General features: G+C 59.8%; 20 protein-coding genes. 17 read left to right on the top strand and 3 right to left on the bottom strand.

Annotation, left to right across the window (positions count from 1 at the left end; translation table 11 throughout):
- Nucleotides 1-100: 100 nt before the first annotated feature.
- The 4 genes from hisD (at nt 101) to HMPREF2920_RS00325 (ending at nt 4,982) form a co-directional block, all read left to right on the top strand.
- Nucleotides 101-1,450 (top strand): histidinol dehydrogenase, encoded by a 1,350-nt coding sequence (gene hisD / locus HMPREF2920_RS00345; protein ID WP_016422952.1) that lies wholly within the window; start codon nt 101-103, stop codon nt 1,448-1,450.
- Nucleotides 1,450-2,592 (top strand): histidinol-phosphate transaminase, encoded by a 1,143-nt coding sequence (locus HMPREF2920_RS00340; protein WP_016422951.1) that lies wholly within the window; start codon nt 1,450-1,452, stop codon nt 2,590-2,592. Before hisD ends, HMPREF2920_RS00340 begins: the two co-directional genes overlap by 1 nt.
- A 45-nt stretch (nt 2,593-2,637) precedes the next feature.
- A complete protein-coding gene (hisB, locus tag HMPREF2920_RS00335; RefSeq protein WP_005510321.1) occupies nt 2,638-3,276 on the top strand; it encodes an imidazoleglycerol-phosphate dehydratase HisB in 639 nt (212 codons plus the stop codon).
- A gap of 284 nt (nt 3,277-3,560) precedes the next feature.
- The gene (locus tag HMPREF2920_RS00325) at nt 3,561-4,982 is read left to right on the top strand and encodes an MFS transporter (RefSeq protein ID WP_049182106.1); all 1,422 of its coding nucleotides are present in this window, start codon (nt 3,561-3,563) and stop codon (nt 4,980-4,982) included.
- 105 nt (nt 4,983-5,087) lie between these two features.
- Here the strand turns inward: HMPREF2920_RS00325 and HMPREF2920_RS00320 are convergent, their stop codons facing one another.
- Nucleotides 5,088-5,711, bottom strand: coding sequence for an arsenate-mycothiol transferase ArsC (locus HMPREF2920_RS00320; protein WP_016422948.1), 624 nt, complete (start codon nt 5,709-5,711; stop codon nt 5,088-5,090).
- A 189-nt stretch (nt 5,712-5,900) separates the two neighbouring features.
- Here HMPREF2920_RS00320 and hisH point away from each other — a divergent pair, with 189 nt between their 5' ends.
- The 12 genes from hisH to pyk all read left to right on the top strand — a co-directional run bounded on the left by hisH (nt 5,901) and on the right by pyk (nt 17,374).
- The gene (hisH, locus tag HMPREF2920_RS00315) at nt 5,901-6,599 is read left to right on the top strand and encodes an imidazole glycerol phosphate synthase subunit HisH (protein ID WP_016422947.1); all 699 of its coding nucleotides are present in this window, start codon (nt 5,901-5,903) and stop codon (nt 6,597-6,599) included.
- A 148-nt stretch (nt 6,600-6,747) separates the two neighbouring features.
- Nucleotides 6,748-7,482, top strand: a complete 735-nt coding sequence (gene priA / locus HMPREF2920_RS00310) for a bifunctional 1-(5-phosphoribosyl)-5-((5-phosphoribosylamino)methylideneamino)imidazole-4-carboxamide isomerase/phosphoribosylanthranilate isomerase PriA (protein WP_016422946.1) — start codon at nt 6,748-6,750, stop codon at nt 7,480-7,482.
- Between the two features lie 102 nt (nt 7,483-7,584).
- Entirely contained in the window at nt 7,585-8,397 is an 813-nt protein-coding gene (locus HMPREF2920_RS00305) for an inositol monophosphatase family protein (protein WP_048734639.1), read from the top strand.
- 83 nt (nt 8,398-8,480) lie between these two features.
- Entirely contained in the window at nt 8,481-9,257 is a 777-nt protein-coding gene (gene hisF, locus HMPREF2920_RS00300; protein WP_070429588.1) for an imidazole glycerol phosphate synthase subunit HisF, read from the top strand.
- Nucleotides 9,254-9,652 (top strand): phosphoribosyl-AMP cyclohydrolase, encoded by a 399-nt coding sequence (gene hisI / locus HMPREF2920_RS00295; protein ID WP_048734633.1) that lies wholly within the window; start codon nt 9,254-9,256, stop codon nt 9,650-9,652. The genes hisF and hisI overlap by 4 nt, the downstream gene beginning before the upstream one ends.
- Before the next feature lie 111 nt (nt 9,653-9,763).
- Nucleotides 9,764-11,308, top strand: a complete 1,545-nt coding sequence (locus HMPREF2920_RS00290; protein WP_048734630.1) for an anthranilate synthase component I — start codon at nt 9,764-9,766, stop codon at nt 11,306-11,308.
- Between the two features lie 7 nt (nt 11,309-11,315).
- Nucleotides 11,316-11,966: a TIGR02234 family membrane protein gene (locus HMPREF2920_RS00285; protein WP_049182100.1), complete on the top strand. Its 651-nt coding sequence runs from the start codon at nt 11,316-11,318 to the stop codon at nt 11,964-11,966.
- A 4-nt stretch (nt 11,967-11,970) separates the two neighbouring features.
- Nucleotides 11,971-12,777 (top strand): indole-3-glycerol phosphate synthase TrpC, encoded by an 807-nt coding sequence (gene trpC / locus HMPREF2920_RS00280; protein WP_016422942.1) that lies wholly within the window; start codon nt 11,971-11,973, stop codon nt 12,775-12,777.
- Between the two features lie 147 nt (nt 12,778-12,924).
- Nucleotides 12,925-14,214: a tryptophan synthase subunit beta gene (gene trpB / locus HMPREF2920_RS00275; RefSeq protein ID WP_016422941.1), complete on the top strand. Its 1,290-nt coding sequence runs from the start codon at nt 12,925-12,927 to the stop codon at nt 14,212-14,214.
- Entirely contained in the window at nt 14,215-14,994 is a 780-nt protein-coding gene (gene trpA, locus HMPREF2920_RS00270; protein ID WP_048734624.1) for a tryptophan synthase subunit alpha, read from the top strand.
- Nucleotides 14,995-15,001: 7 nt separating this feature from the next.
- The gene (gene lgt, locus HMPREF2920_RS00265) at nt 15,002-15,925 is read left to right on the top strand and encodes a prolipoprotein diacylglyceryl transferase (protein WP_048734621.1); all 924 of its coding nucleotides are present in this window, start codon (nt 15,002-15,004) and stop codon (nt 15,923-15,925) included.
- Between the two features lie 33 nt (nt 15,926-15,958).
- Nucleotides 15,959-17,374, top strand: coding sequence for a pyruvate kinase (gene pyk, locus HMPREF2920_RS00260; RefSeq protein WP_016422938.1), 1,416 nt, complete (start codon nt 15,959-15,961; stop codon nt 17,372-17,374).
- Between the two features lie 161 nt (nt 17,375-17,535).
- On the opposite strand, the gene HMPREF2920_RS00255 is transcribed toward pyk, so the two are convergent.
- Together HMPREF2920_RS00255 and HMPREF2920_RS00250 are read right to left on the bottom strand one after the other, a co-directional pair.
- Entirely contained in the window at nt 17,536-18,813 is a 1,278-nt protein-coding gene (locus HMPREF2920_RS00255; protein WP_070853966.1) for an amidohydrolase, read from the bottom strand.
- A gap of 43 nt (nt 18,814-18,856) precedes the next feature.
- On the bottom strand, nt 18,857-20,206 hold the full coding sequence (locus HMPREF2920_RS00250) for a DUF4921 family protein (protein ID WP_016422936.1): 1,350 nt from the start codon (nt 20,204-20,206) through the stop codon (nt 18,857-18,859).
- 110 nt (nt 20,207-20,316) lie between these two features.
- Between HMPREF2920_RS00250 and HMPREF2920_RS00245 the strand changes: the two genes are divergently transcribed.
- Nucleotides 20,317-20,700 carry a hypothetical protein gene (locus tag HMPREF2920_RS00245; protein ID WP_042388759.1) on the top strand — a complete coding sequence of 128 codons (384 nt, stop codon included), beginning with the start codon at nt 20,317-20,319 and terminating at the stop codon, nt 20,698-20,700.
- Nucleotides 20,701-20,932: the final 232 nt, after the last annotated feature.

Genomic DNA, 20,932 nt, shown 5'->3' with positions numbered 1-20,932 from the left:
GGCTTTGACCCAGATTTTCAATACTTTGTTGTCATTTCTTTGTCACTCTGAAGTGCTCACGTATGAATCCATCGTGCGAATAGGCGGTTACTAATTAATTATGTTGTCCACTATTGATCTTCGCGGTCAGACTCCCACCACCGCCACTCTGCGTCGAGTGTTGCCGCGTGGTGCGGCAGACGTTGATTCGATGATTCCCACGGTCAAGCCCGTTGTCGATGACGTGGCAGTCCGTGGTGTGGAAGCGGCGATGGAGTACTCCGAGAAGTTTGACCGTATTCGTCCGGCATCCATGCGCGTTCCAGCGGAGGTTATCGATGCCGCGGAAGCTGCGCTGGAAGACGATGTCCGCTCTGCTCTGCAGGAGTCCATCGGGCGCGTGCGCGCGTTCCACGCTGCTCAGAAGCCGAATGATAAGACTGTTGAAATTCTGCCCGGCGGCATTGTCCGCGAGAAGTGGATTCCGGTTTCGCGCGTCGGTCTTTACGTCCCCGGGGGCAACGCCGTCTACCCGTCGTCCGTATTGATGAACGTCATCCCAGCTCAGGAAGCTGGTGTGGAGTCCCTCGTCGTCGCCTCTCCGCCGCAGGCCGACAACGACGGCTGGCCGCACCCGACCATCCTGGCTGCCTGCAAGCTGCTTGGCGTGACCGAGGTGTGGGCCGTCGGTGGTGCACAGGCCGTCGCACTGCTCGCATACGGCGATGAAAACGAGAGCCTCGAGCCGGTCGACATGGTCACCGGTCCGGGCAACATCTTCGTTACCGCCGCCAAACGCCTGTGCCGCTCGGTCGTCGGTATCGACGCCGAAGCTGGCCCGACCGAAATTGCCATTCTCGCAGATAACACCGCTGATCCTGTCTCCGTCGCCTACGACCTGATTTCCCAGGCTGAGCACGACGTCATGGCCGCCAGCGTGCTTATCACCGACGACGCCGATTTCGCCGCCACCGTCGACCGCGAGGTCGAAAACCGCTACGAGGTCACCATGAACGCCGACCGCGTTCGCGAGGCGCTCACCGGCGATCAGTCTGGCATCGTGCTTGTCGACGACATGAATATCGGCATCCAGGTTGCAGACGCCTACGCCGCTGAGCACCTGGAGATCCACACCGAAAACGCGCAGGCCGATGCCGAACGCATTACCAATGCCGGCGCAATCTTCATCGGTCGCTTCTCGCCGGTGCCACTGGGCGATTACTCGGCCGGCTCTAACCACGTGTTGCCGACCTCCGGCACCGCCCGCCACGCCTCGGGCCTGTCAACGCACACCTTCCTCAAGTCGGTCCACATGATTGACTACAACGAGGCCGCGTTGAAGGAAGTTGCCGACAGCGTAGTAGTCCTGGCCAACGAAGAACGACTGCCAGCGCACGGCGAGGCCATCCGTGCCCGCTTTGAGACGCTTCTCGGCTCTGAGGACAATGGCGCAGAAAAGGGGAACAACTAATGAGCAACCAGCCTGAGAATCAGCCACAGCCGTCGGTAGCCAAGTTGGCGCTGGCAGATTTGCCACTGCGCGACGAACTGCGCGGCGAGGAAGCCTACGGTGCCCCGCAGCTCGACGTCGATGTTCGCCTGAACACCAACGAAAACCCGTACCCGCCATCCGATGACCTCATCGCCGACCTGGTGGCGCAAGTGGAGAAGGTCGCCTCTGACCTCAACCGCTACCCGGACCGTGACGCAGTAGCACTGCGCAGCGCACTCGCCGATTATGTCACCCGCCAGACCGGCGTGGACATCACCGTCGACCAGGTATGGGCCGCCAACGGCTCCAATGAGATTCTCCAGCAGCTGCTGCAGGCATTTGGCGGGCCGGGGCGCAGCGCAATGGGCTTTGTGCCCAGCTACTCGATGCACCCGATCCTCTCGTCCGGCACGCAGACGGAGTTCATCGGCATCGCCCGCGACCCGGAGACCTTCGACATCGACATGGATAGTGCGCTCGCGGCCATTGCCGAGCACCGTCCTGACGTCATCTTCATCACGACTCCGAACAACCCGACTGGCAATCTGACCACGCTCGCTGACCTGCGCCGCATTATTGAAGCCGCGCCGGGCATCGTCATTGTCGATGAGGCCTACGCCGAGTTCACTGAGGAGCCGTCGGCGACAACGCTGCTGGCTGAGTTCCCGTCGAAGCTGGTTGTCTCCCGTACGATGAGCAAGGCTTTCGACTTCGCCGGAGGCCGCCTCGGCTACTTCGTTGCTAACCCGGCATTTATTGATGCTGTGATGCTCGTACGTCTGCCATACCACCTGTCGACGTTGACGCAGGCCGCTGCCACGGTTGCACTTCGCCACTCGGATGCGACGCTGTCGACCGTCGCAAAGCTTGCCGACGAGCGTGATCGCGTCGTAGCCGCCCTGAACAGCTATGGCTACGACGTGATTGACTCGTACTCCAACTTCGTATTCTTCGGTCGTTTCGCCGATGCCGCGACGGCATGGCAGAGCTTCTTGGATGAGGGAGTACTCATCCGCGATGTTGGCGTGCCCGGTCGTCTCCGTGCCACTATTGGTCTGCCCAGCGAAAATGATGCGCTGCTGGCGGCGGCCAAGAAATTGGCAGCGACCGCGCTGGCTTAAGCGAAATGCTGCCGGTACATCCCACTACAAGGAGAGATCTGACTTATGCACTTCAGTGATAAGGACCATCTGGAGGCAGAGCGCACTGAGCGCGTTGGCCGTGTCGAGCGCGCCACCCGCGAATCGAGCATCGTCTGCTCGGTGAATCTCGATGGCACCGGCAAGACCGATATTTCGACCGGTCTGCCGTTCTTCGACCACATGTTGACCGCTTTCGGCTCCCACGGCAGCTTCGACCTGACTGTGCACGCCAACGGCGACACCGAGGTCGATGCGCACCACACGGTGGAGGATACCGGCATTGTGATGGGGCAGGCCTTCGCCCAGGCGTTGGGGGACAAGTCTGGTATTCGTCGCTTTGGTGACTGCTATATCCCGATGGATGAAACGCTGGCACACGCAGTGGTTGATGTGTCTGGTCGCCCGTACTTCGTTGGCACTGGCGAACCAGAGCAGATGTTGACTGCCGTCATTGGTGGTCACTACGCAACGGTTATCAACGAGCATTTCTTTGAGTCCTTCGCCCTAAATGCCCGTATTGCGCTGCATGTTCGCTGTCTCTACGGGCGCGATCCGCACCACATCACCGAGGCTGAGTACAAGGCTGTGGCCCGTGCCCTGCGTGCTGCCGTCGAGGACGACCCGCGCGTCCACGGTGTGCCGTCGACCAAGGGCACTCTGTAGGTCGCAGCTGAAGTAGACGGCCACTGTAGGAAACCGGAAAATCCGCCTTAGCTGGCATTTTAGGGGAATCGATGGTAACAACGTCTGTAGACGTGCTTTTAGCGCAGGTGTCTACCGCATCGACGCTGAGCACTTATTTTTTGTTCATTGTCGCTGGTCTGCTGGTGGGCGGAACATGGTCACTCTATAAATCCGGATCGAGGGTCGGAACAATTGTCCTTGGTCTCTTATCTGTGATCGCGCTCGCCGGCGCAATTTTGTGGTTGATAGGAGTGATGGAGTAAATGGCGTCCCGGGTGATGGACCGCAGGCAGTTGGACGAACTGGACAGCATGTGGAAAGCGCCCGGACTAGTACCTACGCTAGTCGCCGTGATGGCCGCCTTCGGTGGCTGGTCACTCCTCATGCCTGTCATTCCGCAGGCAATTCTTGACGATGGCGGTGGAACCTCGCTCGCCGGTGCCTACACCGGTGTTTTTATGGCCGCTACCGTTCTCACACAGACGCAGACTCCACGTATGTGTCGCCGTCTTGGCTACGGCATGACCATGCTGATTTCAGGTCTGTTTCTGGGCTTGCCGACGATTCTGCACATCTTTGGCACCGATGCTGCTTTGGTGCTCATCATTGCGGTTCTCCGCGGTATGGGCTTCGGTGCGTTGACTGTCGCCGAGTCCGCATTGATTGCCGAGCTAGTGCCAATGAAATTTCTGGGTAAGGCCTCTGGCGTTCTCGGTGTGGCAGTTGGTTTATCTGAGCTCATTTTCTTGCCACTAGGACTAATCATTGCGGACAAGACGGGTTCTTACACCCCTGTTTATGTCTTGGGCGCCGTCATCTCGCTTGTCGGTTCGTTGATGGCACTCTTTATCCCGAAGATTAAGCCAGCGCCGAAGGAGGGCAAGGGCGGCAAGGAAGACGTCGGCGATCCTGTGCCCGGATCTGCAGCAACTCAGCCGAGCCCCGTTGAGCACGTTGCCACATGGAAGCTGGTGGCCATTCCCGCGCTCGCAATTTGCACGATTGCGATGGGCTTTGGTGGTATTTCCGCATTCCTTGCCCCGGCAGCTCGCGAAATCGATCTGGTCTCCGGTGCGGTTGTGGCTGGCCTGTCGCTGTCTGTTCTCGGTGGCGCGCAGATGGTGTTCCGTTACTTCGCAGGAATCTACGCCGACCGGAAGTCGGAGGCTGGAATTCTGCTGATTCCGGCATTGATCAGTGGTTTTATTGGCCTGCTGATGATGTCCGGCGTGGTTCTCTTTGATCTGTCGGCCTGGCTGCTGCTGGTTGCGGCCATTTTCTACGGCGCGGGCTTCGGCATAGTGCAAAATGAGGCTCTGCTGCTGATGTTTGCCCGCCTGCCGCGTGACCGTACTGCTGAGGCCAGTGCCTTCTGGAACATGTCCTTTGACTCGGGCACTGGTATCGGCTCGTTCGTTCTGGGAGCCGTAGCCGCGGCTGCACTCCGTCCGTACCCGGCTGTCTTTGCCTTTGCGGCAGCTCTGCTGGCAGTTGGTCTCATTGGTGCGGTGCTCGACCGAATCATCGGAAAGCACCGCGTGGCGGAGTACCAGAACACCCGCGCTACGCTGCGTCGTCTGGGGGATGCCGTGAAGCGTCGTACGCCGGAGGCCGCTGTGCGTGTTGCCCGCCCGGCAAAGAATGCAGTGACGCGTTTGACGGTTCGGGACCGCAAGAAGAAGTAACTACACACAAAGAGACATTTGAAAAAGAGTGGCTGCGCAAGTTCTTGCGCAGCCACTCTTTTTGGTTATTAGATGCAACCCCCGGCGTGGGGCAGCCGTGCCTGTTTATGCGACGGCGACGTCCATCTCGGTGAAGAGAGCCCGCAGGCGGGTTTCGATATCGTCGATAAGCGACTGCAGCTCATCGTCTGTGAGACTGTCCGGATCTGCGACATCCCATTCCACGTAGCGGTCGCCGGGGACTGCTGGTGTCTCGTCGATGCCCATGAGCACGACAACATCGGCGCGGTGGGAAACGCGGGGAGTAATCGCCTTTTGGGTGAGGCGTGAGGTGTCCACGCCACGGTCGTGAAGAGCCGCGACGACGCGAGGGTTCAGGCCATCCTCTGGATTGAGGCCGATAGTGCGGATAAAGACTTCGTCACCAACCAGGTGGTAGGCCAGGGCAGTGGCAATCTGGCTACGGCCGGAACCGCGACTATCGGCAAAGAGAATCTCTTGGCGCGGGGCGAAGTCCTTGCATCCGCTCGCGGCCTTGATGCGTTCGGTGGCCTCGCGTTCGGCGAGGACGGGGAGGAAGTTAGTCACCTTCGCAGAGTTGGACAGCTCTGCAATGACATCGTCGAGGATGGAATCGATGGTCGCAGCATCGCAGGCTGCACCGTAGAGCCGGTGAAGGTCCTCGCGGACAATGGCAAATGATTTACTAAGAACGGATGCGGTAGTCATGGCGTCGGAGCCTCTCTGTGAAAAAGTAATCAGGGGTATTAGGGATAAATCAATAACTTAGTTAACCTGTTGTTAACCTTGAGTTTACCAAAGTATTCGGTAGTTGTATACCAGTGCTTCTGCCTATCCAGGCAGTTTTCTTGGGGTAAGTGGCAAACATCGATTCCCAGCGCCTTAAAATGTCCAACTATGGAACAAGTCTCACCTTCGACGAAGACCCCGACCGTTGCCATCCTTGATTACGGCTCCGGTAATTTGCGTTCAGCTGAGCGCGCTGTGGCCACCACGGGTGCCGAGGTTATTGTGACCGCCGATCCGAAGACCGTGATGGAGGCCGATGGTCTGCTCGTTCCCGGCGTCGGCGCCTATGCCGCATGCATGGAGGGTTTGCATCGAGTACAAGGGCCGCGCCTGATCGGCTCTCGACTCGCAGGTGGTCGACCAGTGATGGGAATCTGCGTCGGTATGCAGGTGCTCTTTGACCGCGGCGTCGAGTACGCCGACGGCATCCACGCAGCGGAGACCGACGCATCCGCAGCTGTCACCGGCACCCCGGGTTGTGGTGAATGGCCCGGTACTGTCGAGCGTCTCGAGGCGTCGATTCTGCCGCACATGGGCTGGAACACGGTTGAAGTACCGGAAGGCTCAAAGATGTTTAAGGGACTGGAAGATCAGCGTTTTTACTTCGTCCACTCCTACGGTGTGCGCAAGTGGGACCTTAATACGGATTCTCGCATCGCTCCGCCGCTGGTGACGTGGTCTGCCCACGAATCCGATCGGTTTATCGCAGCCGTGGAAAACGGTCCGCTGTGGGCCACGCAGTTCCACCCTGAGAAGTCTGGTGAAGCAGGGTTGAAGCTGCTGCAGAACTGGGTGGACACGCTGTAGTTGCCCAATCGGTAGTATCTGCCCTAACCGCACTACCTGGTAGGTGGCGGAATTTCGCCACCTAGACCACCTATACTGAGATAACTAGCAACAAGCGTCGTGGTGACTATGGCCACAACGCCCAAAAGTCGAAGAGAGTAGAGCCCCCATGAGTTTGACCCTGCTGCCCGCTGTAGACGTAGCCGATGGCCAGGCTGTGCGCCTTGTTCAGGGTGCTGCTGGAACCGAGACTTCCTATGGTGCACCGCTGGAAGCTGCCATGAATTGGCAGAACGCAGGCGCTGAGTGGATCCACCTGGTCGACCTCGATGCCGCGTTTGGTCGCGGTTCGAACTACGACCTGCTTGCCGACGTGGTGGGCAAGCTCGACGTGAAGGTGGAGCTCTCCGGCGGTATCCGTGACAACGCTTCGCTCGAGGCTGCGCTGGCCACCGGCTGCGCCCGTGTCAATATTGGCACCGCCGCACTGGAGAATCCGGAGTGGTGCCGCGAGGTTATCGCCAACTACGGCGACCGTGTAGCCATTGGTCTGGATGTTCTTAACGAAGAGGGGCAGTGGCGCTTGCGCGGCCGCGGCTGGGTCTCCGACGGCGGTGACCTCTGGGAGGTGCTGGAGCGCCTGGATGCTCAGGGTGCATCCCGTTTCGTGGTGACTGACGTCTCCAAGGACGGCACCCTGCAGGGGCCGAATGTGGAACTGCTGCGCGAGGTCGCTGCTGCTACCGATGCTCCAATCGTCGCTTCCGGCGGTGTCAGCAGCCTGGACGACATTGCAGCTATTGCCACACTGGTCGATGAGGGCGTTGACTCCGCAATTGTGGGTAAGGCGCTCTACGCAGGGCGTTTCACCCTGGAAGAGGCCCTGGCAGTAGCTCGCGGCTAAAGAGAACACTTTCGTGGCCGGGCCGGGGAGACGTCGTCAAGCGAAAGCGTTAACGAGCAAACGGCACCCCGGCTGAGACGGCGGATGAAGGATTTAGAAAGTATGGATGCCCTGGAACCGCGGGCGATGCTCGCTATTGCTGAAGCGGCGCTCGATGAGGTTGAAGGCCTGTTCACTCAGCAGGTGGGCGCGGACCCGGTTGTCATGAAGCCGCGCGGAGATTTCGCGACGGAGACTGACCTGGAAATTGAGCGTCGTCTGCGCCAGCTCCTCACGCAGTATTCTGGGCTGCCCGTCTACGGCGAGGAATTCGGTGGCAAAGTCCCCGAGGAACATACCGCCTGGGTCATCGATCCGATTGACGGCACCACGAACTATTCCAACGGTTTTCCGCTGTGTGCCATGCTGCTCACACTCATGCATGAGGGGGAGCCGGTGGTTGGTATTACCTCCATGCCTCTGCTACGCCGGCGTATTACCGCAGCTAAAGGTAGCGGCACGTTCGTCAACGGCCGTCGCGTCAACATCGACGCCGAGGCCGGCCGCCCGGTTTCGATTGCCTTCGGGTCCGTCATCGCGAGTACCGACGGCACACTCCCGCGCAAGTGGCGCCAACTGCTGCTGTCAAAGGTGGGCGAACGCTATCCGACGATCCGAATTACTGGCTCTGTCGGAGTGGACTTGGGTTCCACCGCGATGGGGGCATTCGGCGGCACCGTGACTTTCTCACCGCATGTGTGGGATAACGCAGCTGGTGTACTTCAGATTTCCGAAGCTGGTGGCGTGGTCACAGACTTGGCGGGCAATCCTTGGCGGCATGATTCCGTAGGCGTGCTGGCGGGAACTCGCGATGTTCATGCCACGCTGCGGTCGATTATTGACCAACTGGGTCGTCCGGAGACTTTCCGGAGCTAAACCGTGGGCGACGTCCCGAGCTGGGTGGTTGCGCAAACCGTCGAGCCACAACTTTGAGCTAACACGAGGAGAACTTAAAAACTATGTCTCTGGCAGTACGCGTGATTCCTTGCCTGGATGTCAACAATGGGCGGGTCGTCAAGGGGGTTAACTTTGAGAATCTCCGTGATGCCGGCGATCCGGTGGAGCTGGCTCGCCGCTATGGCGAGGAGGGCGCTGATGAGCTGACCTTCCTGGATGTCACGGCTTCCAAGGATGGCCGTGGCACCATGCTCGACGTGGTGCGTCGCACCGCAAGTGAGGTCTTCATTCCGCTGACGGTCGGCGGTGGTGTGCGCAGCGTCGAGGATGTCGACCAACTGCTTCGCGCCGGAGCTGACAAGGTCAGTGTCAATACCGCTGCGATTGCACGTCCGGAACTGCTCAGCGAGCTGTCGCGCCGCTTCGGTGCGCAGTGTGTCGTCCTGTCGGTGGATGCCCGCCGCGTTCCCGAGGGAGGCACGCCGCAGCCGTCGGGCTTCGAGGTGACGACGCACGGTGGTTCACGCTCGGCCGGGATTGACGCCGTCGAGTGGGCACGCCGTGGCGAGGAGCTCGGGGTCGGCGAGATTCTGCTGAACTCCATGGATGGCGACGGCACCAAGGATGGCTTCGACCTGGAGCTGCTGGAGAGAGTCCGCGCTGCCGTCGACGTCCCGGTGATCGCCTCTGGCGGTGCGGGCAAGGCAGAGCACTTCCCCCCGGCAGTGCGCGCCGGTGCCAACGCGGTTTTGGCCGCATCCATTTTCCACTTCGGCGAGGTCAGCATTGCTGAGGTTAAGGAAGAGATGGCCCGCGAGGGGATCGAGGTGCGCCAGTGACTGGTCTAGCCCCGGGCGCTGCAGCTCACGGCGCCGGAGACGATCCGCGTGAGTACACGCTCCCAGCAGATATCGCGAACATCGCCAAGTTCAACGCTGACGGCTTGATTCCGGCCATTGTGCAGGAAGAATCCACTGGTCGCGTGCTCATGATGGCATGGATGGATTCCCACGCGCTGGCGTACACCATCGCTACCAAGCGCGGCACTTACTGGTCGCGCTCCCGGTCCGAGTACTGGATTAAGGGGCTTACTAGTGGCCATTTCCAGACCGTGACATCGCTGGCGTTGGACTGTGATGGCGATACCGTGCTGATGCAGGTAGTGCAGGACGGCGCGGCATGCCACACTGGCTCGCATAGCTGCTTTGACGTGCATCCCGTGTTCGAGGGCTAATCAGTCGATCCGGGTTGCCGAGGTGGGGATTTCGTCGTCAAGCGCGCCCACCTCCGGTGAAGTCCGGGGTTAAGTGATGTGCAATCCGGGGTGCGTGGCACAATAGCGGCTATGACTCGTATCACCATGACCACGCGTGAGCGCTTTCGTGAACTGGCTGCACACCATCGGGTCGTGCCCGTGGTTCGCAAGGTTTTGGCGGACGGCGAAACGGCGCTGTCGGCCTACCGTAAGCTCGCGGCCGATCGTCCCGGCACTTTCTTGCTGGAGTCCTCCGATGTGGGGCAGTCGTGGTCGCGCTGGTCATTTATCGGTTGCGGCAGTCGTGCTGCGCTGACGGTGGATGATGCGGGGGAGGCAACCTGGATTGGCAATGCGCCGTCGGGTGCGCCAGAGGGCGGAAATCCGTTGGATGCTCTGCGTCGCACGCTGGAGCTGCTGCACACGGAGCTTCCGCTTGCCGACGATGCCTCGGTACCCAAGCTCACCTCTGGTCTCGTTGGCTACTTCGGGCATGACATTGTCCGCTACATCGAGCCACAGCTGCCGGATACCACTGACAATGATTTGCAGATTCCTGAGCTCATGCAGTTGCTGGTGGAGGACCTGGCTGCTTTTGACCACCACGAGGGCGTGCTGTGGCTGATTTCTAATGCAGTGAACTGGGACGGCTCGGATGAGCGGATTGACCAGGCGTATGACACCGCCTGTGATCGGGTCAATGCGATGGTGGAGCGGCTGTCGGGGTCCTCTGATCTGCGTCCGGCGGAAATTAGCTTCCCAGAGCCGGTGATTCGTCGCCAGCGCGCCGCCGACGACCACATGGATCGTATTGAGCGTTGCAAGGACCACATCCGAGCTGGTGATGCGTTCCAGATTGTGCTCTCGCAGCGGTTCGAGATGGACACGCAGGCGTCAGCATTTGATATCTACCGCATCCTGCGGGTTTCCAATCCGTCGCCCTACATGTTCCTGGTCAACGTTCCAACCAAGGACTTCTCCGCTACCGCTTTTCAAATTGTCGGTTCCTCCCCGGAATCACTCGTGGCAGTTCAGGGCAGTGAGGTCATCACCAATCCCATCGCGGGCACACGTCCGCGCGGTGCCACGGTGGAGCAGGACAATGCGCTGGAAGCTGATTTGCTGGCAGACGAGAAGGAAAATAGTGAGCATCTGATGCTCGTTGATCTTGGCCGCAATGACCTCGGACGTGTCTGCCGCCCAGGCAGTGTTGTTGTGCACGACTTCCGTCATATTGAGCGCTACAGTCACGTTATGCATCTGGTCTCTACGGTCACCGGCGAGCTTTCCAGCGACGCCACTGCCGTCGACGCGTTCGCGGCCACCTTCCCAGCGGGAACGCTGTCGGGTGCGCCGAAGCCTTCCGCGCTGAGCATTATCGACAAGCTCGAAGACACGCGTCGGGGTGTTTACGGCGGCACTGTTGGATACTTTGACTTCCGGGGCAATACCGATCAGGCAATTGCCATCCGCACAGGTGTGAAGAAGGGCGATACGGTCTATGTTCAGGCTGGCGGCGGAATTGTCAGTGACTCTGACCCGGTGGCAGAGGATGAGGAGACCCGCAACAAGGCCGCGGCCGTGCTGCGAGCTGTCGCGGCAGCTGAGACACTAGTCCCAGCGGAAAGGAGCTAGGTTTTCGATGAAGTCGACAACGATGCTCTCCGGTGGCCTCATTGGTGTGGCCGCAGCGGGAATGTGGTTGTGCAGCCGTAGTGCGTGGCTGACGGTCGATACTGTTGATGACAAGTCCGGTCCAGCGACCACAGATTTGGTGGGCGCAGTCTGGGCTCCAGAGTTGACGTCGATTGCGCTGGCAATGGTGGCTGCACTGTTTGCCACCACCATTTTGGGCTCACTGGGGCGCCGTATCGTCGGTGGCCTCGCGGCGCTGCTCGCAGTTGCGGCGTCGTGGACTCCGATGACTCTGCTTGCCAGCGGAGAAGACGGGGTGGATTCCCAGCGGGCACTGGATTTGTTGACGTCGGGAAGCGCCTCACAACGCGCCAGTGATGCGGTGACTGTGGCAGACTGGGCGCAGATCTCAGCGATTGAAGTGCATGCGATGGGGCCATCCCTGGCCTTGCTGTGCTGCGCATTGGCGCTGGTCGGGGCGGTATTGTTGGTGCGTCGACCGGGTACTGTGAAGAAGCAGAAGTCCAGCGCGTATGAGACCCCGGAGGTACGCCGTCAGCGTATCGCCGAGGACCTGGAGGAAGACCCACAGTCGGGTCGAGTTCTGTGGGATGCTTTGGATGCCGGTGTAGATCCTACGGATCTGGATAAGGAGTAAGGCCGTGGCTAACGTTCTGGACAAGATTATTGAGGGCGTGCGGGAAGATCTCGCTGCTCGGGAAGCCAAGATTTCCTACGGTGAAATCAAGGAGCTCTCGCTGAAGGCGCCGTCGCCGATTGATGCCGTGGCGGCACTGGCTAAGCCCGGGGTGCAGGTGATTGCAGAGGTCAAGCGTGCCTCTCCGTCGAAGGGAGAGCTGGCTGACATCCCTTCGCCGGAGGTCTTGGCGGCAGAGTACGAGCAGGGTGGCGCGGCTGTCATTTCCTGTCTGACTGAGGAGCGCCGCTTCCGCGGTTCGCTCGCCGACCTCGATGCCGTGCGCCGCGCGGTCAACATTCCAGTGCTGCGCAAGGATTTCATCGTCACTCCGTACCAGGTCCATGAGGCCCGCGCACACGGTGCCGACCTGGTGCTGCTGATGTGCTCCGCTTTGGATCAGCCGACGCTGGAATCCCTGCTGGATCGCACCGAGTCGCTTGGCATGAACGCTCTGGTTGAGGCGCACACCGAAGAAGAGGTCGAGCGCGCCGAGGCCGCTGGTGCCAAGATCCTCGGCATCAACGCCCGCAATCTAAAGACCCTCGACGTGGATCTCTCCGTGTACGAACGCCTTGCGCCGATGTTGCCGGATCATGTTGTGAAGGTGGCAGAGTCCGGTGTCAAGGGGCCGGAGGAACTGCGCTACTACGCCTCCCACGGCGCCGACGCGGTACTGGTGGGCGAGGGCCTGGTTACCGCGGGCAAGCCGGGTGAGGCTTGCCGACGTCTCGTTGCCGCCGGTGTCCACCCGACACTCCGCAGCGAGTAGTGATAGACCGCAGTTGCGATAAGCAGCTGTACCGCGCTGCGATCTGCGCCTAGTTTGGTTGCGTGTCGCACCTGTTGTGCTGGCACGCCACAGTTTCTTAGGCCTTATGTCCCCGCAACGGGTGGGGATAGTCCACAATAGATAACTGTGAGTGACCAAGATTTCAAGAATCATGATGCCCGCGGTGACCGCCTGCCCACGATGGGTGAGGTTATCGCGGAGACAACGAACCACGAGTCAGATGCCATTGGGCACTGGGGTAAGTGGGGCGGCCAGTTTGTGCCGGAGGCGCTGATGGCCGTTATCGGTGAGGTCACCGATGGCTACGCGAAGGCCCGCGTTGATCAGGATTTTCTCGATGAGCTCGACCGGCTGCAGCGTACTTATGTCGGACGTCCCTCGCCGCTGTACTACGCGGAGAAGTTTTCCGCTGATATCGGCGCTGACGTCTGGCTAAAGCGCGAGGATTTGAATCACACCGGTAGCCACAAGATTAATAACGTCTTGGGTCAGGTTCTGCTTGCTAAGCGCATGGGTAAGAAGAACATTATTGCCGAGACCGGTGCCGGCCAGCACGGTGTCGCAACCGCGACTGCCTGTGCGCTGCTCGGCCTTAACTGCCGTATCTACATGGGCAAGGTCGACGCAATCCGCCAGCGCCTCAATATCGCCCGCATGCGCCTGCTTGGTGCCGAGGTTATCGAGGTCGAGATTGGCTCGAAGACTCTCAAGGACGCAATCAATGAGGCCATGCGTTTTTGGGTTTCACACGCCGATGACACCTACTACTGCTTCGGCACTGCAGCCGGCCCGCACCCGTTCCCAACAATGGTGCGCGACTTCCAGCGCATCATCAGCGCCGAGGCACGCCAGCAGATCCTTGCGGAAACCGGCTCGCTTCCCGACGCTGTCGTGGCCTGTGTCGGCGGCGGTTCTAATGCGATCGGCGCGTTCCACCACTTCATCGATGATGAATCGGTTCGACTGATTGGCGCTGAAGCTGGCGGTGACGGTGTTGAGACCGGTCGCCATGCAGCACCGATTTCGGCCGCCGGTAATCCGGGTGTGTTCCAGGGCTCCTTCGCCGCCCTGATGCAGAACGAGGACGGTCAGATTACAGAGTCGCACTCGATTTCCGCGGGTCTGGATTACCCGGGCGTGGGCCCGGAGCACTCGTACCTGGCCGATATTGATCGCGCGTCCTACCTGCCGGTGACCGATACCCAGGCGATGCAGGCATTCCAGGACCTGACTCGGATGGAGGGCATCCTGCCCGCTATCGAGTCCGCACACGCGGTGGCTGCCGCCCGACTCATCAGCGATGATCTGAATGAAGAGCTGGGCCGTAAGCCGCTGATTATTGTCAATGTTTCCGGTCGCGGTGACAAGGATGTCGACACCGCTGCTAAGTGGTTTGATCTGATGGAGGAGTCCTAAATGAGTCTGAGTGACGTCTTTGACAAGGTCCGTGAGGAAAACCGCGCAGCATTCATCGGCTACTACCCAGCGGGTTTCCCGACCACCGATAAGTCGATTGAGAACATCAAGGCGATTGTCGACGCTGGCGCCGACATCATCGAGGTCGGCCTGCCTTTCTCCGACCCGATGATGGATGGCCCAACCATTCAGGATGCTGCCAACGTGGCTCTGGATGCGGGCTTCCGCACCCGTGAGATTATGCGCGTGGTTCGCGAAGTCACCGAGTACGGCGGTACCTGTGTGGTCATGAGCTACTGGAATCCGATTCTCCAGTATGGTCCGGAGCGTTTCGCCAAGGACTTGGCCGCCGCTGGTGGTCGTGGCACCATTATCCCGGATCTTATCCCCGAGGAGGCCGGCCAATGGCAGCGTGCAGCTGAGGCCAATGGTCTGTCCAACATCATGTTGGTGGCCCCGTCATCGACCAACGAGCGTCTGCAGCTAACTGCCACCGCGTCGACCGGCTTCGTCTACGCCACCAGCCACATGGGTGTCACAGGTGCCCAGGCTAGCGTCGACTCGGCCGCCGGCAAGTTGGTTGCCCGCACGCGCGAGGTCACCGATACACCGGTGTGCGTCGGTTTGGGTGTCTCCAATGGGGCACAGGCCGCCGAGATTGCCGAGTTTGCAGATGGCGTGATCGTTGGCTCAGCACTGATCAAGGCCGCGATGAAGAGCACCGATGACCTGGTAACGCTCGCCCGCGAACTCGCCGCGGGCGTACGAGGAGAGAGCTAGCGCATTTATGAGTTCCACCCTTGTTCTCGCTGAAACTGCAACGACGTATCTGGCCAACATTCCCTCTCCGCCGCAGGGGGTGTGGCAGTTAGGGCCGCTACCACTGCGTGGTTACGCGATTTCCATCTTGATTGGCGTACTCGTCGGCATTTACTGGATGCAGCGCCGCTACGCGGCCAGGGGTGGAGACCCGGAGTTAGTCCTCGACATTGCCATTGCGGTTATTCCTGCGGGCATTATCGGCGGCCGTCTCTACCACGTCGCCACCGACTGGGAGAAGTACTTCGGCCCCGGCGCCAATCCCGCCGATGCACTGAAAATCACCAATGGTGGCCTCGGCATCTGGGGAGCGGTGGCGCTAGGAGTGCTGGCTGCGTGGGCGGTCGCTAAGTGGCGAAAGGTGCCGTTTGCGCCAGTTCTTGACGCGGCCGCACCCGCGATCATCCTTGGACAGGCCATTGGGCGTCTGGGCAATTGGTTCAACCAGGAACTCTACGGTGGCCCAACGTCACTTCCGTGGGGCCTGGAAATTTACCAACGAGTTGATGAGTTTGGCCGGGTCGCCCCTGTCACCGGAACGTCGACAGGCGAAGTGCTGGCCGTGGTGCATCCAACGTTTCTCTACGAGATGGTGTGGAACGTCCTCGCCTGTCTGGTCATTGTGTGGGCGGACCGAAAGTTCAAGATGGGCGGAGGACGCGTCTTTGCGCTCTATGTCGCGGCCTACACTTTGGGGCGTTTCTTCATTGAACTCATGCGCGTCGATGACGCAACGCTGATATTCGGTGTGCGTATTAATAACATCACGTCGCTCGTGGTCTTTTTCTGCGCTGTCATTGCTTTGTGGATTCTGCGGTCCAAGAGCCGCGAAACCGCAGCTGAAGTCAGGGGAGAGCGCGAGGCTGCTGAAGCTCACAGTGCTTCCAACTGACGCATAGCCCGTTAAGGGACTAGGCTGGAGGCCGTGCTTAGACGAACGAAGATTGTATGTACCCTCGGTCCAGCAGTTGCTTCGCTGGAGGGGATTACCGGGCTGGTCAACGCCGGCATGGATGTTGCCCGCCTGAATTTCTCTCACGGTGAGCATGAGGACCACGCTCAGAACTACCACTGGGTGCGTGAAGCATCCGACGCTACGGGACATGCCGTCGGTATTCTCGCCGACTTGCAGGGACCAAAGATTCGCCTCGGTCGTTTTAAGGAAGGCTCGACGTATTGGGCTGACGGCGAGATTGTCCGCATCACCGTCGACGATGTCGAAGGCACGCACGACCGCGTCTCCACCACGTACAAGAATCTCGCTGACGATGCCCGTCCGGGCGATCGCCTGCTTGTCGACGACGGCAAGGTGGGCCTGGAGTGCATCGAGGTAGATGGCAACGATGTGGTGTGCCGTGTCATCGAGGGCGGTCCGGTCTCGAACAACAAGGGTGTTTCCCTGCCGGGGATGAACATCTCGGTGCCGGCTCTGTCAGAGAAGGATATCGCCGACCTGCGCTTCGCTCTGAAGCTGGGAGTCGACTTCATCGCGCTGTCCTTCGTCCGTTCGCCTTCCGACGTCGAACTGGTCCATGCGGTCATGGATGAGGTTGGCCGTCGTGTCCCGATTATCGCCAAGCTGGAGAAGCCAGAGGCAGTCGAGTCTCTCGAGGCCATCATCCTGGCCTTCGATGCCGTGATGGTCGCCCGTGGTGACCTTGGTGTTGAGGTGCCGTTGGAAGATGTTCCGCTGGTTCAGAAGCGCGCTATTCAGATTGCCCGCGAGAACGCCAAGCCGGTCATCGTCGCCACCCAGATGCTCGACTCCATGATTTCGAACTCGCGCCCGACTCGTGCGGAGGCCTCCGACGTGGCCAACGCTGTGCTCGATGGCGCAGATGCCGTGATGCTCTCGGGTGAGACCTCGGTTGGTAAGTACCCGCAGTCCACGGTTAAGACCATGGCTCGCATCGTCACCGCCGCTGAGCGCGAGGGGGAAGTTCCTGCGCTGACCCACATGCCTCGCACGAAGCGTGGTGTGATTTCCTACGCAGCTCGCGATATCGGTGAGCGCTTGAATGCCCGCGCTATGGTTGCTTTCACCACCTCGGGTGATACCGCTCGCCGTGTGGCACGCTTGCACTCTCGCCTGCCGCTGCTGGTATTCACTCCGAATCAGCAGGTTCGTTCGCAGCTTGCGCTGACGTGGGGTGCGGAGACCTTCTTGGTGCGCGAGGTTAACAGCACGGATGAGATCATGCAGGTCATCGATGAGCAGCTCTTGACCATGGAAAACTACAACGCTGGCGACACGCTGGTCGTTGTTGCCGGTACCCCTCCAGGAAATGAGGGCAATACCAACATGATTCACGTCCACGTTATTGGCGAGGACGCTCGCTAGCTCTCTGGCGCGTTAGGAAAAGCCGGTAAGCCCTTTTGGGGCTTACCGGCTTTTTGCTTGGAGCCTTTCGACCTGGGGGTTAAGTAGCAAAACTGACAACCCGAAAACTGAGCTGTCTTTTTTGGCGCGGTGCGCGGTGGCAAGCGGCCGGCACGCAGCTCTTACTTTGCCAAGTAGGACAGTACGGCGGCAGCGGCGGCAGAAGTCGCGGAGGTAGCCGTCGGCTCGAAGTCCGGCAGGAATGTCGGCATGTGATTCGACGGTACGTCTTCGACCACGCGGTCGGCAGCAACGGCGGCTTCCCACGTATCCCGAGGTGTGGCGCCAACGGTCCAGTAGACATATGGGCAGTTCAGTTCACGCGGCAGGTCTGAGAAGTCCTCCGATGCGGTCCACGGCACAGCATCGGTGGAATCGTCGCCGAGCACAGCGTCCATGACCGGGCGAATCGTGGCAAACGCCTCCGGATCATTGTCAGTGACTTCGCCGTGATCGGAGTACTCAATCACAGGCTCAACCTCAGTGCCGGAAGCCAGGCACTCGCCACGAACAACGCGCTCAATGCCCGCAATGAGCTTCGCGCGCACATCGTTGGAGTAGTAGCGAATATTCAGCACAATCTTGGCCTGACCGGGGATTGTGTTATTCGAATTGCCGGACTGCAGCGTGCCGACGGACAAAACACCAAACTCGTGGGGAGGAATCTCGCGCCCCACAATTCCTTGCAAGCGCAGAACGATTGCGGCAGCCAAGTACGTCGGGTCAATGGCGTTGTGCGGCATAGATCCATGTGCGGAGCGACCTGTCAGCGTGATGCTAATGGTGTCACAGCCAGCAAGTGCCGGGCCGGGCATAGTCATTACCTGACCTGCGGGGCCGGGAACAATGTGCTGGCCGAAGCACACATCTGGGGTGGGGATGAGGTCTGCCAGGCCGTCGTCAATCATGGACTGTGCACCACAGGCCAGTTCCTCGGCGGGCTGGAACAGGGCAATGAAAGTACCCGACCACTCAGACTTAGTTGCTGCCATCAGGCTAGCCAGACCAAGACCGGCCGTCATGTGCATGTCATGGCCACAGGCGTGCATGACGGCGGTGGCAGAACCATCGCGGGCGGTACCGGTGGCAGAGGAAGCGAAGTCCACACCGGTTTCCTCGAACACCGGAAGCGCATCGATATCAGCGCGGAACAGCACGGTAGGGCCGGGGCCATTTTCCATGACACCAACGAGGCCGTGACCACCGATTCCCTCATACACCGTGTAAGTGCCCATGTCGCGAAGAGCACCGGCCAGATACGCGGCAGTTTTCTCCTCCGCCTGAGATAGCTCCGGGTGCTGGTGCAGGTAACGGTAGATTTCCCACTGCCTGTCCAATGGCACTCGATGAGTGGCGATGAGGTCGCGAATGCGGCTCAGTCGTGCTTCATTGTTGCTCACCTGGATTAAGACTCCTAACTTCTCTCTACTCTGTGCCAGAGAACTACAGTCGCGACCCGTCTTCGACGAGCGGGTTGTACTTCAGCGAGTTTGGCTGGCACTGGCACTCGGTCGCAATGTGGATGCTGTCCGAGATCTTTCCGGTCTCCCGTAAACGGTACATCTCCGGGACAACGCGGTCGCGCAAATCCCATGGGGAGATGGTGTTCAGATAAATCTTGGTGCCACCCTCAAAGCCGGCCAAGTTCGAGGTGCGCCACTTAATCATTACGCGCCACGGCATGCGGGCATCCAAATCGACAGGGCGGTGGTGCCATTCCTCGTTACACGGAATAGTGGGGCCGGCAGCTGCATGACATGCGTGAATCAGGTCCGACATTGCGTCGATCTCAGCCCGGGTTTGCAGCCACGGTTCGCAGACATCTGACTTCGAGAAGATCTCCAGCGTCGGGTACCGGTGTCCGAATCCTGCGAAAGCCACCGCGTGCTCGTTTTCCGCGATAACCAGGTTGTGGCGGGCCGCATAGTCCACTGCGTATTCGTTGTAGATATTCGGGTTCTTGCGCACCGCCTGTACTTCGCGCTTGAGCTGCTCACCGTGCTCATCGATGGCCACAAGCTGCTTGTGCAAGTGATCGAAGCTTGCGCCTGCCGGTTTTAGCCAGTTTTGGAAAGCGGCCACATAACGCACGTAGCGGTTACGTCGGTACAGGTCAGCAATCGACTCGACGGTAAACGCAATAAGTGCGCGGTGCTCGGCAACACTCAATGTGCCAGAAGAAGCCAGCTGATTATCGTGGGTAGCGCCGTCGACAAAGTGGCGACGGGCAACAATCACATCGTGGCCGCCGGCGAAATAGCTTGGGGCGCGGCGCAGCAATTCCTCGTCGGAAAGCGCGCTGATTTCCTCTTCACTGCGTCCAGCGGCGCGGTAGCGCGTGCGAATGATATTGAGCACGTGCTCGCGGCCCTTCGGGTCATCGAGGTAGGCCTCCATACGTTGCTGAGTTTCGCGGTCGGGCTCGAAGCCATAGTTTTCCGACCAATAGTCATAGGAGACGATCTCGAACAGGTTGGGCACGCGGCGGAACTCCGCGGTGGTGTCGAAGAGCTGGTCGGGCAGTACTCCGGTCACCGTGCTGTAGCCGCCGAATACCGATTCGTCGAGGACAACGCGGGCCTTCTCCGGCGGGGTTTGCAGCAGGTTGTTCCAGCCAAAGGAGTCGCGGGATCCAAAATCCTCCTCGCTCAATGGCTGCGGATCCGTGTGCTTAATTCCCAACGGCCGATTGCCACGACCTGGGACTGTCCACACCTGGGTACCGGAAAAAGGATTGACTTGCTTCACCGTGCCGTCGGCAAGCGTGATGAGGGGATTGCTGAAAGCCTGCATAAGTCCAACACTACGTCTTTGCTGGCGGTCGGCGCGCCAATGTAGGGGGACAGGGCTTGACGACGGTTAGCTATTGTCTGGCCGTCTCGCGTGGCTTAGCCTGTGAAGTTATGTCGAAGATTGTTTTTCACTGCCTGGTGAAGCCGACCGAATCGGAGGCGCTGGCCGAGGCATTTCGTACCAAGTTGAGTGAGTTTGACCGCGCCGGGCGAATTAGTGACGTGGATGTTTCGGTGGCGTCGGCGGACACTGACGCGCAGTTGGTGGAGCAGTGGGAGCGTGAGAACCCGAAGGAGCCGTTGGGGGATAGGAAGGTATTCCGTTATCTCTTGAGCTTCGATCAGCACGGCGGTTCTCTCAATGAACTCGCTATGGACCTCTCTGAGCTACTGACTCCGCGTGCAGAATTGCCCCCGGACCCAGTGCTGCGTGAGTTCGACGAAATGCTCGAATCTGTTGCGACGTATCCCTGGAATGTTGCCGTATTTAGGTAATATCCTACCTAATTCGTGAAAAGTGTAAGCCTCCACAGAGTCAGTGATTGGCTTGGCCAACGGGTGTAGCGCGAATCGCTACGAGTTTTCCCAGCAATATGCCGTTGTATAATTATGTCCGCTTCAATATCTACAGTTGCCCAGTCCTTGTGCACACAACCTGTGCCACCGAGTTACGGCAACCGGAAAGTGGTTTACAACCGCTGACGGTTTGTTCTTCGTGGGCGCCATA

This window comes from Corynebacterium sp. HMSC075F02 (assembly GCF_001838335.1).
GTDB lineage: Bacteria > Actinomycetota > Actinomycetes > Mycobacteriales > Mycobacteriaceae > Corynebacterium > Corynebacterium jeikeium_D.
This window is presented reverse-complemented; position numbering and strand designations above follow the sequence as displayed.